The organism is Ruegeria sp. AB5 (assembly GCF_056542645.1).
In genome coordinates this window covers 27,542-40,856 of sequence record NZ_JBQGAE010000012.1, presented here as the reverse complement: position 1 = coordinate 40,856, position 13,315 = coordinate 27,542, and the positions used below count along the sequence as shown (strand labels likewise).

At 58.1% G+C, this 13,315-nt stretch carries 13 protein-coding genes; 9 read left to right on the top strand and 4 right to left on the bottom strand.

Going from position 1 to position 13,315, the window contains the following annotated elements; translation table 11 throughout:
- Window positions 1-9 precede the first annotated feature (9 nt).
- The 3 genes from ACR0L4_RS17640 (at window position 10) to ACR0L4_RS17630 (ending at window position 2,444) form a co-directional block, all read left to right on the top strand.
- Window positions 10-774 carry a DUF3299 domain-containing protein gene (locus ACR0L4_RS17640; RefSeq protein ID WP_170798132.1) on the top strand — a complete coding sequence of 255 codons (765 nt, stop codon included), beginning with the start codon at window positions 10-12 and terminating at the stop codon, window positions 772-774.
- On the top strand, window positions 771-1,949 hold the full coding sequence (locus tag ACR0L4_RS17635) for a carbohydrate porin (RefSeq protein WP_170709672.1): 1,179 nt from the start codon (window positions 771-773) through the stop codon (window positions 1,947-1,949). Before ACR0L4_RS17640 ends, ACR0L4_RS17635 begins: the two co-directional genes overlap by 4 nt.
- A 114-nt stretch (window positions 1,950-2,063) precedes the next feature.
- Window positions 2,064-2,444 (top strand): hypothetical protein, encoded by a 381-nt coding sequence (locus ACR0L4_RS17630; RefSeq protein ID WP_170337130.1) that lies wholly within the window; start codon window positions 2,064-2,066, stop codon window positions 2,442-2,444.
- A 465-nt stretch (window positions 2,445-2,909) separates the two neighbouring features.
- Here the strand turns inward: ACR0L4_RS17630 and ACR0L4_RS17625 are convergent, their stop codons facing one another.
- Window positions 2,910-3,776 carry a branched-chain amino acid aminotransferase gene (locus ACR0L4_RS17625; protein WP_480514402.1) on the bottom strand — a complete coding sequence of 289 codons (867 nt, stop codon included), beginning with the start codon at window positions 3,774-3,776 and terminating at the stop codon, window positions 2,910-2,912.
- A gap of 159 nt (window positions 3,777-3,935) precedes the next feature.
- Here ACR0L4_RS17625 and ACR0L4_RS17620 point away from each other — a divergent pair, with 159 nt between their 5' ends.
- The 6 genes from ACR0L4_RS17620 (at window position 3,936) to dxs (ending at window position 9,193) form a co-directional block, all read left to right on the top strand.
- A complete protein-coding gene (locus ACR0L4_RS17620) occupies window positions 3,936-4,448 on the top strand; it encodes a MarR family transcriptional regulator (protein ID WP_170753873.1) in 513 nt (170 codons plus the stop codon).
- On the top strand, window positions 4,445-5,146 hold the full coding sequence (locus ACR0L4_RS17615; protein ID WP_170753875.1) for a response regulator: 702 nt from the start codon (window positions 4,445-4,447) through the stop codon (window positions 5,144-5,146). The genes ACR0L4_RS17620 and ACR0L4_RS17615 overlap by 4 nt, the downstream gene beginning before the upstream one ends.
- Before the next feature lie 70 nt (window positions 5,147-5,216).
- Complete coding sequence (locus tag ACR0L4_RS17610) at window positions 5,217-6,143, top strand: histone deacetylase family protein (protein WP_480514401.1); 927 nt, start codon at window positions 5,217-5,219, stop codon at window positions 6,141-6,143.
- A complete protein-coding gene (locus tag ACR0L4_RS17605; RefSeq protein WP_170753879.1) occupies window positions 6,140-6,382 on the top strand; it encodes an exodeoxyribonuclease VII small subunit in 243 nt (80 codons plus the stop codon). The genes ACR0L4_RS17610 and ACR0L4_RS17605 overlap by 4 nt, the downstream gene beginning before the upstream one ends.
- Window positions 6,382-7,248, top strand: a complete 867-nt coding sequence (locus ACR0L4_RS17600; RefSeq protein WP_480514400.1) for a polyprenyl synthetase family protein — start codon at window positions 6,382-6,384, stop codon at window positions 7,246-7,248. The genes ACR0L4_RS17605 and ACR0L4_RS17600 overlap by 1 nt, the downstream gene beginning before the upstream one ends.
- A 16-nt stretch (window positions 7,249-7,264) precedes the next feature.
- A complete protein-coding gene (gene dxs, locus ACR0L4_RS17595; RefSeq protein ID WP_480514399.1) occupies window positions 7,265-9,193 on the top strand; it encodes a 1-deoxy-D-xylulose-5-phosphate synthase in 1,929 nt (642 codons plus the stop codon).
- Window positions 9,194-9,283: 90 nt separating this feature from the next.
- On the opposite strand, the gene ACR0L4_RS17590 is transcribed toward dxs, so the two are convergent.
- The 3 genes from ACR0L4_RS17590 to ACR0L4_RS17580 all read right to left on the bottom strand — a co-directional run bounded on the left by ACR0L4_RS17590 (window position 9,284) and on the right by ACR0L4_RS17580 (window position 13,246).
- Window positions 9,284-11,530 (bottom strand): glycosyltransferase family 2 protein, encoded by a 2,247-nt coding sequence (locus ACR0L4_RS17590; protein ID WP_480514398.1) that lies wholly within the window; start codon window positions 11,528-11,530, stop codon window positions 9,284-9,286.
- Window positions 11,530-12,573: a glycosyltransferase family 2 protein gene (locus tag ACR0L4_RS17585; protein ID WP_480514397.1), complete on the bottom strand. Its 1,044-nt coding sequence runs from the start codon at window positions 12,571-12,573 to the stop codon at window positions 11,530-11,532. Before ACR0L4_RS17585 ends, ACR0L4_RS17590 begins: the two co-directional genes overlap by 1 nt.
- Window positions 12,574-12,778: 205 nt before the next feature.
- Window positions 12,779-13,246 carry an Hsp20 family protein gene (locus ACR0L4_RS17580; RefSeq protein ID WP_480514396.1) on the bottom strand — a complete coding sequence of 156 codons (468 nt, stop codon included), beginning with the start codon at window positions 13,244-13,246 and terminating at the stop codon, window positions 12,779-12,781.
- Window positions 13,247-13,315 lie beyond the last annotated feature (69 nt).

Genomic DNA, 13,315 nt, shown 5'->3' with positions numbered 1-13,315 from the left:
AGAGCATTCATGCGAAATTGGTTTTGCTCCGCAGTATTCGCAGGGTTGGTTTTGTGCGGTTATGATGCTGCGGCGACGCCTGGAACCGCGTTGGACTGGGCAGACCTGCTAGATCCGTCTGCGCAGGTCTTTGATGACCCCTATCGTGATCTCAGCCCTGAACAGTTCGACGATGTTCTTTTCGTTGTGCGTATACGCGGCAGGTTGCAGCAGGAGGTTGGCAGCGCCGAAGAACGGCAGAAATGGCAATTGCTTTTAGCAGAGACCGAAGACGCCTTGGTGTCAGACGGAATTGACGTCGACTGGTTACTCGATCAGCGCGAGGTTGTGACTGAACGTCGAAGAAAGGCTGGAACGAGCGGAAACCCGCAATTCGACGGCCGAACAATCACACTCGCGGGCTTTGCCATTCCTGCTCCGAGCGATCCGGACGGCCGGCCTGTGGCGTATTTGGTGCCAGAAAGAGGGATGTGCAGCCACATGCCTCCACCTCCGCCTAACCAGATGATCCGTGTGCGGTTGAACGGGGACTGGGCGCCTAGCTATTTCCACGAACCCGTTCGGCTGACAGGCACGCTGACTATCGATCCTTCCGTTCATAATATGATGGTTGTGGATGGCCTCATGCCTATGAATGCGACTTTCCAGCTAGAGGCGGAACGTGTCGAAACTCTGGAAACCGAGGCAGACAGGTTGGAATGGAAGCAGCGTGCTGCTGATCGCATCCGCGCGGCAGGAAATCGCAAGACCGGTGGGGCACAGGCGTCAAAATGATAAGACTTCTGGTTGCCGCATTGAGCCTTGCATTTGCTGGCGCAGCGTCGGCTCAGGGACTATCCGGGCCATCTTCAGTCGAAGCCGATCTTGCGCCCGGAGACGGGCTCACCGATCCGCAATATCGTTCCGATTTTCCACGCAACATCGCACCGGGTTGGTTTCAGCGGAAAGACCGACTGGCTGAGGGTGGTTTTCGGTTCAACATTGACTACCTGGCATTGGGCCAAACCACGGATGCTGATCTGGGAACCGGCGAAGCAGCCAGCGGAATTGCGCGGTTCTACGGCAGTTGGCAGGCAACTGAACGGGGGTCTCTGACATTCAAGATCGAAGACAGGCACAGTTATACTGACGTTGCTCCGCAATTTCTCGGGCTGGATGGCGGAGCCCTTTCAATCACGGGAACAGCCTTCAATGACAACGGTTTGCTTCTGACCAATTTGTTCTGGACCCAAAGGGCTGAGAATGGGTCGTGGGCGCTGCAAGTCGGCCAGATTGATGTAACGGACTTTGTGGATATCTACGGGTTGGTAAGCCCCTACAGTGGTTTTCAAAACCTGTCTTTCAATACCAACCCGACAATCAACACGCCCAACCAAGGCCTTGGTATTGCCGGTGGGGTAAAGCTGAGCGAGAACCTCTACGCCGTTGCCAGCGTATCAGACGCAAACGCCGACCCGTCCGATCCAAACTTTGATGTGTTTAGCGACGGCAATCTCTTCAAGTCGCTCGAACTTGGGTACACGTCAGGCTTTGATCGCATCTACTTCGACAATATCCATCTGACCCTCTGGCATGCGGATGCGGCTGACGATGGCAGTCGAGCAGAAGATTACGGCGCAGCGTTTTCCGCCGCATGGTTTGTTGACAATAAATGGATGCCGTTCTTCCGTGCAGGGGCCTCGAAGGGAACCGCAGCGCTTTATGAACGGTCGATTTCTGCCGGTCTCGGTTACTATGGTCGCAACACCGATTTGGCCGGTCTGGGCCTAAACTGGGCCGAAGCAAGAGGCATAGATGGCGATCAGTTCACGCTTGAAGCTTTCTACCGCTTTTCAATCTCACCCGGACTGCAGATCACGCCATCGGTACAATTCATTTCCGACCCGCTTCTAAATCCCGATCAGGACCGGATTACCCTGTTCGGTCTAAGAACCCGGATCGTTTTCTAATGCGGGGTGAAGGCAGTCACTAAGGGGTGTGCCAAAGGGCAACTAAGAGAGATCAAGCGCGTGCCGGAATTTTCAACGCCGGTCGAATGAAGTTGGGAAGCAAAGGAACAATCTATGAAGATTGCATACGGAATTCTTGCAGCCTTAGCAGTTGTGTTTTTCATCCTTGGAGGCAGCGATGCCCATGCCAAAGACAACAAGGGTAAAAAGCCGAACAAGGGGGGCAAGAACGGTGATGTCAGCATTCAGATAGAAGACAAACCCGGCAAAGGCCCAAAAGCTGTACCACCTGGACAGATCAAGCGCTACACGCGCGGTGCCAAGCTCCCATCTGACCTGGAGTTCGAGGATATTGGGGACCTTTCCAAATGGAAGCTTGGGGAGCCGGGCAAAGGAAACCGCTACATTCTGGTCGATGACGAAGTCCTCGAAGTTACGAATGACCTGTCTACCGTGGTCGATGCCGTCGGCATCGTCGGTGATCTTCTAAATTAGGCGAAAGTACGATGTTTCAGGGCAAGAACTACCTCGTTTGCCCTGACGCTGGCCGGGGCGATCATTTGTGAACCCCGGCCCAAGTTCAAAACCCGGATCCGAGGCGCTACGATGATAAAGGCCCTTCTTGTTCTTTTTGCGCTTGCTACCTTTTCGTCAGCACGCGCCCTACTCGCTCAGGAAAACGGTGCAACTGAAGTCCCGCAAACAATACGCTTTGAGGGCTATGTATAGCCCAGTCGCGAAGCAGAACTGTCGCCTTTGGTGGACAATGTGGTCAACCGGACTTTGCAAAGTCTGCTTTCTGCGCATCGCTGACCTTAAAGCGCGTTGAAGCATTTTGTATTTTGGGCTCAATTCGGTCATTGGAACGTGAGATTCGCACTCACCTACCTAACCGCAGCTTTTGACGGTTGCCCAAAGCATCAAACCCCGCCAAGGCGGGGTTTCAATTTGATTGCGGGGCTATGCCCGGACCAGTTTTTCGTAATCTTCCGCGATCTCGCGGGTTAGGGCGCCGACCTCGAACGAATAGTCGCCGATCTGGCCCACCGGCGTGACCTCGGCGGCGGTGCCGGTTAGCCAGCATTGTTCGAAATCGGCCATCTCTTCGGGTTTGATGCGGCGTTCATGCACGGTGATGCCTTTGTCTTTCAGCATCTGTATCACGGTCTGGCGGGTGATGCCGTTCAAAAAGCAATCGGCCAGCGGGGTATGGACCTCACCGTCTTTCACAAAGAACACATTGGCCCCGGTCGCCTCAGCGACATAGCCGCGCCAGTCCATGAACAGCGCGTCCGAGCATCCCTTGGCTTCGGCCTTATGCTTGGAGATGGTGCAGATCATATACAGGCCCGCCGCCTTGGCGTGAACCGGGATGGTTTCCGGGCTGGGGCGCTTCCATTCCGCGATGTCCAGCTTGGCGCCCTGCATCTTGGCGTCGCCGTAATAGGCGCCCCATGGCCAGACCGCCACGGCCATGCGCACAGGGTTCTTGGCAGAGGCCACACCCATATCCTCGCCCGAACCGCGCCAGACCAGCGCGCGGACATAGGCATCCTGAAGCCCGCTGGCTTTCAGGGCCTCTTCCTTGGCGGCCTCGATCTGGTCGACATCATAGGGCATCGGCATGTCCAGCGCCTCGGCCGAGGCGATCAGTCGCTCGGAATGTTCCCGACTTTTGAAGATCTTGCCATTATAGGCTCGCTCACCTTCGAACACGGATGACGCATAGTGCATCGCATGGGTCAGAATATGCACATTTGCTTCACGCCAAGGAACGAGTTCCCCGTCCATCCAGATGACACCGTCACGATCATCATACCCCGCCATGCGAAACCTCCAGCCCTGGCTTGAATTTGCAATTATTGCGCTATTTAAGTCCGGTTCGGACACAATATTGCGCAAAAACTGCGATTCGATACCTGTCCACCCTTGGAATGTCAATAAGGCTGACATAAAGTGAGCGATGAGTAACCTGTGAGGCATGCGATGTCTGAAATCCGTCCCGCCCCGTTGTTTGGGGGCGATAGCCTGTTGTTTCTAACCGATGAGCAGTTGCGACAGGGGATTGAGGCCATGTTCTTTGCCTATCGCGGCTTTACGGCTGATCCCGATCGCATCCTGTCGGAGATGTCTTATGGCCGGGCACATCACCGGGCGATCCACTTCGTCAATCGGGCCCCGGGAACGACGGTGAACAATCTGCTGGCCATTCTGGGCGTGACAAAACAGTCTCTGAACCGGGTGCTTCGGACCTTGATCGAGGACGGCATGGTCGAAAGTCGGGTCGGAACCGCCGACAAGCGAGAGCGGCATCTTTTCCTGACCGAGAAAGGCCGCGCACTTGAGGCCAAACTTTCAGATGCTCAGCGTGCCCGGATGCGGGCGGCCTATAAGGACGCCGGACCCGAGGCCGTGACCGGATTTCGCAAAGTGCTTGAAGCGATGATGGATGCTGATATGCGTCATGCCTATACGAAGTTGCGGGATACGACCTCATGAGCGATATGGACGCCCATCTGCTGATCGTCGATGATGACGAGCGCATTCGCGATCTGTTGAAGAAGTTTTTGATGCGCAACGGGTTTCTGGTGACGGCTGCGCGTGATGCGGCCCATGCGCGTCGGGTGCTGTCGGGGCTGGACTTCGACATGATCGTGATGGACGTAATGATGCCGGGCGAGGACGGGGTGAGCCTGACACGGGCACTGCGCGAGACCCATGCCACACCGATCCTGCTGCTGACCGCGCGGGGAGAGACCGAGCATCGGATCGCGGGGCTTGAGGCCGGGGCAGACGACTATCTGGCCAAACCGTTCGAGCCGAAAGAGCTGCTTTTACGCATCAACGCGATTCTGCGGCGTATGCCGGAAACGACGTCCGAGCAGGCAACGGCAAAGTTCCTAACGCTGGGCCCGATCCGTTATGACATCGAGCGGGGTGAGATGTGGCAGGGTGAAGACCCGGTGCGCCTGACAGCAACGGAAAGCCAGTTGATGAAGATATTCTCGGCGCAGCCGGGCGAGCCGATCAGCCGGGCCAAGCTGGTCGAGGATCTGGGACGCGACAAGGGGCAAGCCCAGGAGCGCGCGGTGGATGTGCAGATCACCCGCCTGCGGCGCAAGATCGAACAGGATCCGAAGCAGCCACGATATCTTCAGACTGTCCGGGGGGCCGGGTATATGCTGGCTCCGGACTAAGATTGGCCGCTGCGCGGCGATTCTTTGCCTTCGGCGAGGATATTTTTGGCCAGATGAAGAAGGGATTTTGATGAAGACTGCTCTTTTGACCCATGCCGATTGTTTGGGGCATGTGACGCCGGACGGGCATCCGGAACAGGTGGCCCGGTTGGAGCATATTCTTCATGCGCTGGAGCCTTTGGACCTTGATCGCAAAACGGCACCACTGGCGGCGGATGATGATTTGTTGCGTATTCATCCAGAAGACTACATCCGCGACATCAGGGCTGCGCGGCCGGCGGACGGGTTTAAGCAAATCGATGGGGATACGTTCATGTCGCCGGGATCTGTTGATGCCGCGTATCGGGCGGCCGGTGCTGTCGTGCGCGCAGTGGACCTTGTCTTGGGAGGTGAGGCACCGAACGCATTCTGCGCCATTCGGCCCCCGGGGCATCATGCTGAAACCGACAAGGCGATGGGGTTTTGTCTGTTTGGAAATGCGGCACTAGCGGCGAAACACGCCCTGGATCACCATGGGTTGAGCCGTGTCGCCGTCGTGGATTTTGATGTGCACCACGGAAATGGAACACAGGACCTGCTGTGGGACGAAAAACGCGCGCTTGTGATCACCAGCCAACAGATGCCTTTGTGGCCCGGTTCGGGTCGGTCGGACGAAACCGGCGCTTATGAGACGGTTCTGAACATACCTCTTGCTTCTGGTACAGGTGGCGCGGACATGCGCGCTGTTTATCAGACGCAAGCCTTTCCCCGCTTGCGGGCCTTCAAGCCCGAGTTGATCATTATCTCTGCCGGGTTTGACGCCCATCAGGACGATCCGCTGGCCAACCTCAACTGGTCCACCGGCGATTTTGCCTGGATCACGGCAGAGCTGTGCAAGATCGCCGATGAGGTTTGTGAGGGCCGTATCGTCTCGACTCTGGAAGGCGGGTATGATCTGAACGCGTTGGCCGAAGCGACACGCGCCCATGTGGAAGAACTGATGAAGGCAGCACGATGACCGATACCCCAGTAGAACAGATGACGTTTGAACAGGCGATGAAAGAGCTTGAGGCCGTAGTTGGTCAGCTGGAACGCGGCGATGTGGCGCTGGATCAGTCGATTGCTCTGTACGAACGTGGTGCCGCATTGAAAAAACGCTGCGAAGACGAGCTGAAACGGGCCGAAGAAAAGGTGGCTGCAATCACACTGGATGCAAGTGGCCAACCGACCGGAACAACGCCTGTCGACGGTCAGTAATGTTCCGCGACACGCTGGCGCAGGATGTCGCGCGTATTCAGGCGCAGTTTGATCTGGTTCTGAGCGGTTTTGGCGATTTCGATGTCACGAAGGCCATGGCCTATGCCACCGAAGGTGGTAAGCGTTTGCGCGGGTTTCTGGTGCTCGAAAGCGCCCGCCTGCATGACGTGGACGAGGCCCGTGCGATTTGGCCCGCCACGGCGATCGAAGCCCTGCATGCCTATTCGCTGGTCCATGACGATTTGCCCTGCATGGACGACGACGATTTGCGCCGCGGCCGCCCTACAACCCATGTAAAGTGGGATGAAGGGACAGCCGTTTTGGCCGGAGACGCGTTGCAGACATTGGCCTTCGAACTGTGCTGTCGCGCGGAAGTCGGAAACGCTGATGTCCGCGCTGATCTGGCTCTAACACTGGCCGAAGCTGGCGGTGCGCAAGGTATGGTCATGGGGCAGGCAATGGACATTGCGGCGGAAACGGCAGCGGACCCTTTGACGCTTGAGGCCATCACACGCCTCCAGAGTGCCAAGACCGGAGCTTTGTTCGAATGGTCCGCCTGTGCGGGCGCGCGACTGGCCCAGGCCGATCCTGACCCGCTGCGCCAATACGCCCAAGCGCTTGGCCTTGCCTTTCAAATCGCCGACGACATCTTGGATGTAGAAGGAGATGCCGAAAAAGCCGGTAAGCGCCTGCAAAAGGATGCTGATGCGGGTAAAGCCACATTCGTTTCGCTTCTTGGGTTGGGACCTGCAAAAGCACGGGCCGAGGATCTGGTGGATCGGGCCTGCGCTGCTTTGGATGGCTATGGTCCAGGGGCGGACACCTTGAAGGACGCCGCCCGCTTCGTTATTGCCCGGGACAGCTAAGTCAGGAATACGTTAGATGTCTGATCGCCCCAAAACGCCCCTTTTGGACCTTGTGAACCGCCCTGCGGATCTCAAGCAGTTCTCAGATGCGCAACTGCATCAGGTGGCGCAGGAATTGCGGGCCGAGACCATCTCGGCCGTGTCTGTCACGGGCGGGCATCTGGGTGCCGGTCTGGGTGTGGTGGAATTGACAACTGCGCTGCACGCCGTGTTCGACACACCCCGGGACAAGATCATCTGGGATGTGGGTCATCAATGCTATCCGCATAAAATCCTGACCGAACGCCGCGACCGTATTCGCACGCTTCGCATGAAGGACGGGCTGAGCGGGTTCACCAAACGCAGTGAAAGCCCCTATGACCCGTTTGGCGCGGCGCACAGCTCAACCTCGATCAGCGCCGCGCTGGGCTTTGCCGTCGCCCGCGATCTGGGCGGTGTCACGCCCGAAGGGCTGGGCGACGCGATTGCGGTGATCGGCGATGGTTCGATGTCCGCTGGCATGGCCTTTGAGGCGATGAACAACGCCGGCCATCTGAACAAGCGGCTGATCGTCATTCTGAACGACAACGATATGAGCATCGCGCCTCCGGTGGGCGCCCTGTCCAACTATCTGTCCCGTATCTATGCAGAAGAACCGTTCCATGACCTGAAAGCAGCCGCCAAGGGCGCGGTCTCGTTGCTGCCGGAACCCTTCCGCGAAGGGGCCAAGCGGGCCAAAGAGATGCTGAAGGGTATGGCCGTTGGCGGCACTTTGTTCGAAGAGCTTGGCTTTTCCTATCTCGGTCCCATCGACGGGCATGATCTGGACCAACTGCTTCCGGTTTTGCGCACGGTCAAGGCGCGGGCGACCGGTCCGATCCTGATCCATGTTTTGACGAAGAAGGGTAAAGGCTATGCGCCTGCCGAACAGGCACGTGACAAAGGTCACGCGACGGCCAAGTTCGATGTGGTGACGGGCGAGCAGAAAAAGACCCCTTCGAACGCGCCATCCTATACCTCGGTCTTTGGCAAGACGTTGGTGGATGAAGCCGCGCGGGATGACAAGATCGTCGCTGTAACCGCTGCGATGCCCGATGGCACCGGGCTGAACCTGTTTGCGGAACGCTACCCGTCGCGCTGTTTCGACGTGGCCATTGCCGAACAGCATGGCGTAACCTTCTCGGCGGCACTGGCCGCAGGAGGGATGAAGCCGTTCTGCGCAATGTATTCGACCTTTTTGCAGCGCGGCTACGATCAGGTCGTGCATGATGTCGCGATTCAGCGGTTGCCGGTCCGCTTTGCGATCGACCGCGCCGGGCTTGTCGGTGCTGACGGCGCGACCCATGCGGGTTCCTTTGATATCGCCTATCTGTCGAACCTGCCGGGAATGGTCGTCATGGCCGCAGCTGACGAAGCCGAACTGATGCACATGGTGGCCACAGCCGTGGCGCATGATGCGGGTCCTATCGCCTTTCGCTATCCGCGCGGGGAAGGCGTTGGTGTTGACCTGCCGGACCGAGGCGAGGCGCTGGAAATAGGCAAAGGGCGCCTGATCCAGAAAGGCGCGCGGGTTGCGCTGCTGTCTTTTGGCACCCGTCTGGCCGAGGTGCAGAAGGCCGCCGAATCCCTATCGGCCCGGGGCATCACGCCCACAATCGCCGATGCCCGCTTTGCCAAGCCCCTCGACCGCGATCTGATTCTGGAGCTGGCCGAGAACCACGAAGCTTTGATCACCATCGAAGAAGGTGCAATCGGGGGCTTTGGCAGTCACGTCGCGCAATTGCTTGCGGAGGAGGGTGTCTTTGACCGTGGGCTGAAATACCGTTCGATGGTGTTGCCGGACATCTTCATCGATCAGGCCAGTCCGGCGGATATGTACGCTGTGGCCGGCATGAATGCGGACCAGATTGAAGCGAAAGTTCTGGATGTGCTCGGCGTTGCCTCGATCGGCGAGAAACGCGCCTGAGGCGTTGTGCCTTTTCCTTTTGGGATCTGGTTTGGGAATACAAACGCGCGCACTTGGCCCCAAAAGCGATCTCTGGTCAGTGATATGGCTCTAATGCTGGGTTTCTCCGTCGCGTTCGACGGTAAAGAACCAGTCGGCGTCCGGGTCTTTCTCGACAATCTCATCCGGGATCACCTTGGGACCTTGAAGGAACACATTTGCGCCGAAGTGCCCATGCAGCCGGGCGAGTTTCTCAAGCCGCGCGCCGGTTAGCTCTGTGTAAAAAGCCGCATAGTTCGGTGTGGCTTTCAGTTCTTCGATTTTGGCGCGATGGCAGGCAACGCAATGCGCGTGCGCGGCTGCGATCTCGGGGTCGTCTAGCAAGTGATCCAGTTCGGCGCGCATGGCAGGTATCCTGCGCGTGATTGAACCGTCTTCGGCGCAGTTGTTGTTCATGCGGAACCAATAGGCGAGGCCCTGATCCCGCTCAACATGGTTCACTCGACCTCGATCCCGCTTGACCAGAAAGCTCTCGGCCGACCGTACCGCATAGTGATTCAGCTGGACCAGATCGTAGCCGTAGGTATCGACCGTCGATCGCCAACCGTTGCGGTAGAGTGTGCGAGGCAATGGCACACCCGAGCCGTTGACCCAGTTGATCTGCTCCCACAATTGCGGATTGAGGCCCTTGGGGCGGTGTACCCCCAGCTTGCGGAACACGCCAATATTGCGGAACAGGGTCTTGAAGCCCCAGGCCTGATGCGGTTTGCGGGTGTATTCCGGGGCGCATCGGGTGAACTGTTCGATGACCGAGCCATCGTCAAAGGCGTGGAGGTCGGAATTGCCGAACAAGCGCCAGGTCATCGCAATCATGTTTGCATCAGGCACCGCCGCAAACAAGGCATCCAGTGTTCCGTCGCCGCATTTGATGTTCACAAACTCGTCCACATCGATGCAGGCGACCCATGTCGCGTCCTTGACGATCTGCTCGTCCTCGGCGGATTGCAGGGCTGCGTGTTGCGGACGCAGGTTCATCCGCCGGAACGGGTTGTCACGATGCTGGACAAGACCTTTTCTTTGCAACAACTCCAGCATTGCATCGGTGCCATCGCTGCAATCATTGGTGTAGATGAGGAAGTCGTCGAACCCTATGGCGCGGTGATAGGCGAGCCATTCCAGAATAAACGGGCCTTCGTTCTTCATCGTTGTCGCAATCGCACAACGCCCACGCCCTTTGCCCCTCTGCTCGATCTCAAGTTTGGGCATGCGCTCTGGCCTGTGGTCCCAGATTTTTTCAGACATCTGAACAAGCGGCGCGTGCTCGATCAGTGAGGTTTTAGGCGCGATTTTCGAGATTGCCTGGGCCGGGTGCCGCAACATCATGTGGCGGTAGAACCCCATGGCCCTGGCGCGATCCGTTTCAGCGTTTCTGACCCGAACCAGACGCCAGATCGCGTCAGGCGGGGTCTTGGCCGGAGCCAGGCACCACCGTTGCCGACCACCCGTCGCATCAAATTGAACGCAGATATGGTCTCTGAAATGGGGAGTTTTGCCCGAGCGTATCCGCCACGGATAGCAATGTCGTCCGTGCAGCGTGATCAACCCGGTTTCTGCGGCAACTGCGGCGTCGAACACCGAAGAGTCCGATTCAACCATAAGATCATGCACATCGATATTGGCGACGGCCCGCGCCCGGGCCAGAAACCGTGCGCGCAGGATTTCGTAGACCGAAAGTGCCCCAAGCGGGCTGTCCCAGGGACTGGGCGCAGGAACCTTCATCCGATCTTTGCCCGGAGCTTCGGGCACACAAAAGGGATGAGATTCGGGGGGAAGATCAGGTTTGCCGAGCGGGGCGTTGCTGCGAACCAAAACGACCTGACAGGCCAAGGCGCGCTGTTTCAATCCTGCCCGCAAAGCGGCCGCAAAACCCGTATCCATGCCCGGTCGCGCGCGATCTATAAGTACCGCCGCTTCAAGGCCCTGCGTCTTGAAGTGGTAGGCCAGCCAATCCAGTACAACCTCGGCACTTTCACCGTTGCGCTGGGCCGCCAAAACGTTTTGCCCTTCCAACAAAGGCCATTCTGACTGCGAGCAGCTCAGATCGTGGGGTTCTCCGCAGATGCTAAATCGGGGTGGTACCGCATCCGGCAGAGCGTATCTGAGAATACTCGCGCCCCCCACGGAATGAACAACGTCCAGAACACCGCCGTTTGCGGGGATGACATCGTCAGGTTCAATTGTTCGGTCAAAAAACAAGGTGACCATGCGACCGGCATCTTCAGTATGAACGACCGCGTCTAGCAGGATAGCCACACCCAGATCCTGACCTGCCATTTGCCGTTCGATCACGCCTGCCATCACTCAGCGGCCTTCGACAAAAGCGATACCTGTTGGGCGACAAACGCTGCACCATCCTGTGGAGTTGGCGGTGTGCTGCCCCTTACGAGCCCGAGACGAAACTCCAGCCGGACGGCTTCAATATCCTGATGCAGCGCCTCATAGGTTGCGCGATGCCAGTTCAGGCAAGCCTCGTGCGCCGCGGTCACACCGGGCAGGTCCAACAGCGTCTTGTAGGCCGCGCGTGTACGATCCATCATCCGCAGAATGCGCGTGTCTTCGACAGAGTTCCAGTTGCGCTCGGCCCAATAGGTCATCCCGATCTCACGGTCCATATGGTTCGGCAAGCCGCGCGCGCGCTTGACCATGAACTCTTGGCGTGAGCGCAGGGCGTAGTGGTTCAGCCAGACCTGCCGTGTGCCCTGAGGCATTCCATAAAGGGAAATCGCCCCATCGTTGGCTGCAAAACGCACCGGCAGAGCGGCCCCGTCCGGCCCGAGCCAGCGCCCGGGTTTTGAGGGCTTGCTGCGGGGTCGGTGGACGCCCAACCGCTGAAAAGCGGCCGGACGGTGCAATGTTTTGAACAGGTGCCCAAGGGGAAAATGCAGATCCTCGGGCGCGGCCATCGTAAAGCGCTCGGGTGTCATTTCGGGGCTGCGGTGAACCTGTCCACCCGCGCCAAAGAACCGCCACGGAAGGGCAAGCGCGTCGAACTGACCCGATAGGTTTTCGAACCGGGTGATCAGGTCTGGCAAGGTCAAGTCCGGCAGACACAGAAACTCGTCACAGTCGAAAAACAGTGCCCAATCAGCGGAACCATAGGCCGGGTGATCCGACGCGTGTTTCAGGGCCTGCCACTGCACCGCCTTGTTGCCTTTGGGCTCGAACGGCAGATGCTCGACCCGATCATCCTGCGCCAGCGCCCGCAACAACGCGTCTGAACCGTCCGAACAATCGTGACTGAACACCAGTAATCTGTCGAAACCCGCAGCAAGGTGATGCGCCAGCCATTCCACCAGAAACGGCCCATCATCCTTCTGACATGTGATGCCCAATATGGTCACTTGTGACCTCTGATTGCTGCTCTTTATGGTTAGTTTTTCTTATAATGAGATTGGAACAGGAAAGCCACTTGGTTGGGTAGGCTTGGCCGGAAATCGATGATCCCCAGGGCCAAGCGACAAAAACAACGCCCCGCGTCTGGAGGAACGCGGGGCGGGTGTTGCGACAGTCAGGGAGGAGGCGACTGTCGCACAACTTTGTGACGTGTTAGTTCACTGCCTTGGCGTCAACCACGTCCTTTTCGATGGCCTTGCCGGACGCGATCTCGATCCGGCGCGGTTTCAGGGCCTCGGGCACCTCGCGCTTCAGGTCGATGTTCAGCATGCCGTTCTCGTGGCTCGCGCCGGTGACGCGAACATGGTCGGCCAGGGCAAAGCGGCGTTCAAATGCACGGGTGGCGATACCACGGTGCAGATAGCTGCGATCTTTGTCCTCGGCGGCTTTCTTGCCTGCCACGACAAGTGAGTTTTCCTTCACTTCGACAGACAGGTCGTTTTCCGAAAACCCGGCGACGGCCACGGAAATCCGGTAGGTGTCGGCATCGGTTTTTTCGATGTTGTAAGGGGGGTAGCTGGGCTGAGCGACGTCATTGGTCAGAACCCGGTCCATCATGTCGGCGATCTGGTCGAAACCAACGGTGGCGCGGTGCAGCGGTGCAAAGTCAAAAGTACGCATATGTCGTTATCCTCATTCTTGAGCGATTTACGATAAGGAGCCCTCCGAAACGGACGGGCGGTGATGTGC

Coding starts and splice junctions, on each gene's coding strand:
- ACR0L4_RS17630 (WP_170337130.1), top strand. CDS start 2,064: ATGAAGATTGCATACGGAATTCTTGCAGCCTTAGCAGTTGTGTTTTTC.
- ACR0L4_RS17580 (WP_480514396.1), bottom strand. CDS start 13,246: ATGCGTACTTTTGACTTTGCACCGCTGCACCGCGCCACCGTTGGTTTC.
- ACR0L4_RS17615 (WP_170753875.1), top strand. CDS start 4,445: ATGAGCGATATGGACGCCCATCTGCTGATCGTCGATGATGACGAGCGC.
- ACR0L4_RS17625 (WP_480514402.1), bottom strand. CDS start 3,776: ATGGCGGGGTATGATGATCGTGACGGTGTCATCTGGATGGACGGGGAA.
- ACR0L4_RS17640 (WP_170798132.1), top strand. CDS start 10: ATGCGAAATTGGTTTTGCTCCGCAGTATTCGCAGGGTTGGTTTTGTGC.
- ACR0L4_RS17605 (WP_170753879.1), top strand. CDS start 6,140: ATGACCGATACCCCAGTAGAACAGATGACGTTTGAACAGGCGATGAAA.
- ACR0L4_RS17610 (WP_480514401.1), top strand. CDS start 5,217: ATGAAGACTGCTCTTTTGACCCATGCCGATTGTTTGGGGCATGTGACG.
- ACR0L4_RS17635 (WP_170709672.1), top strand. CDS start 771: ATGATAAGACTTCTGGTTGCCGCATTGAGCCTTGCATTTGCTGGCGCA.
- ACR0L4_RS17600 (WP_480514400.1), top strand. CDS start 6,382: ATGTTCCGCGACACGCTGGCGCAGGATGTCGCGCGTATTCAGGCGCAG.
- ACR0L4_RS17620 (WP_170753873.1), top strand. CDS start 3,936: ATGTCTGAAATCCGTCCCGCCCCGTTGTTTGGGGGCGATAGCCTGTTG.
- dxs (WP_480514399.1), top strand. CDS start 7,265: ATGTCTGATCGCCCCAAAACGCCCCTTTTGGACCTTGTGAACCGCCCT.
- ACR0L4_RS17590 (WP_480514398.1), bottom strand. CDS start 11,530: ATGGCAGGCGTGATCGAACGGCAAATGGCAGGTCAGGATCTGGGTGTG.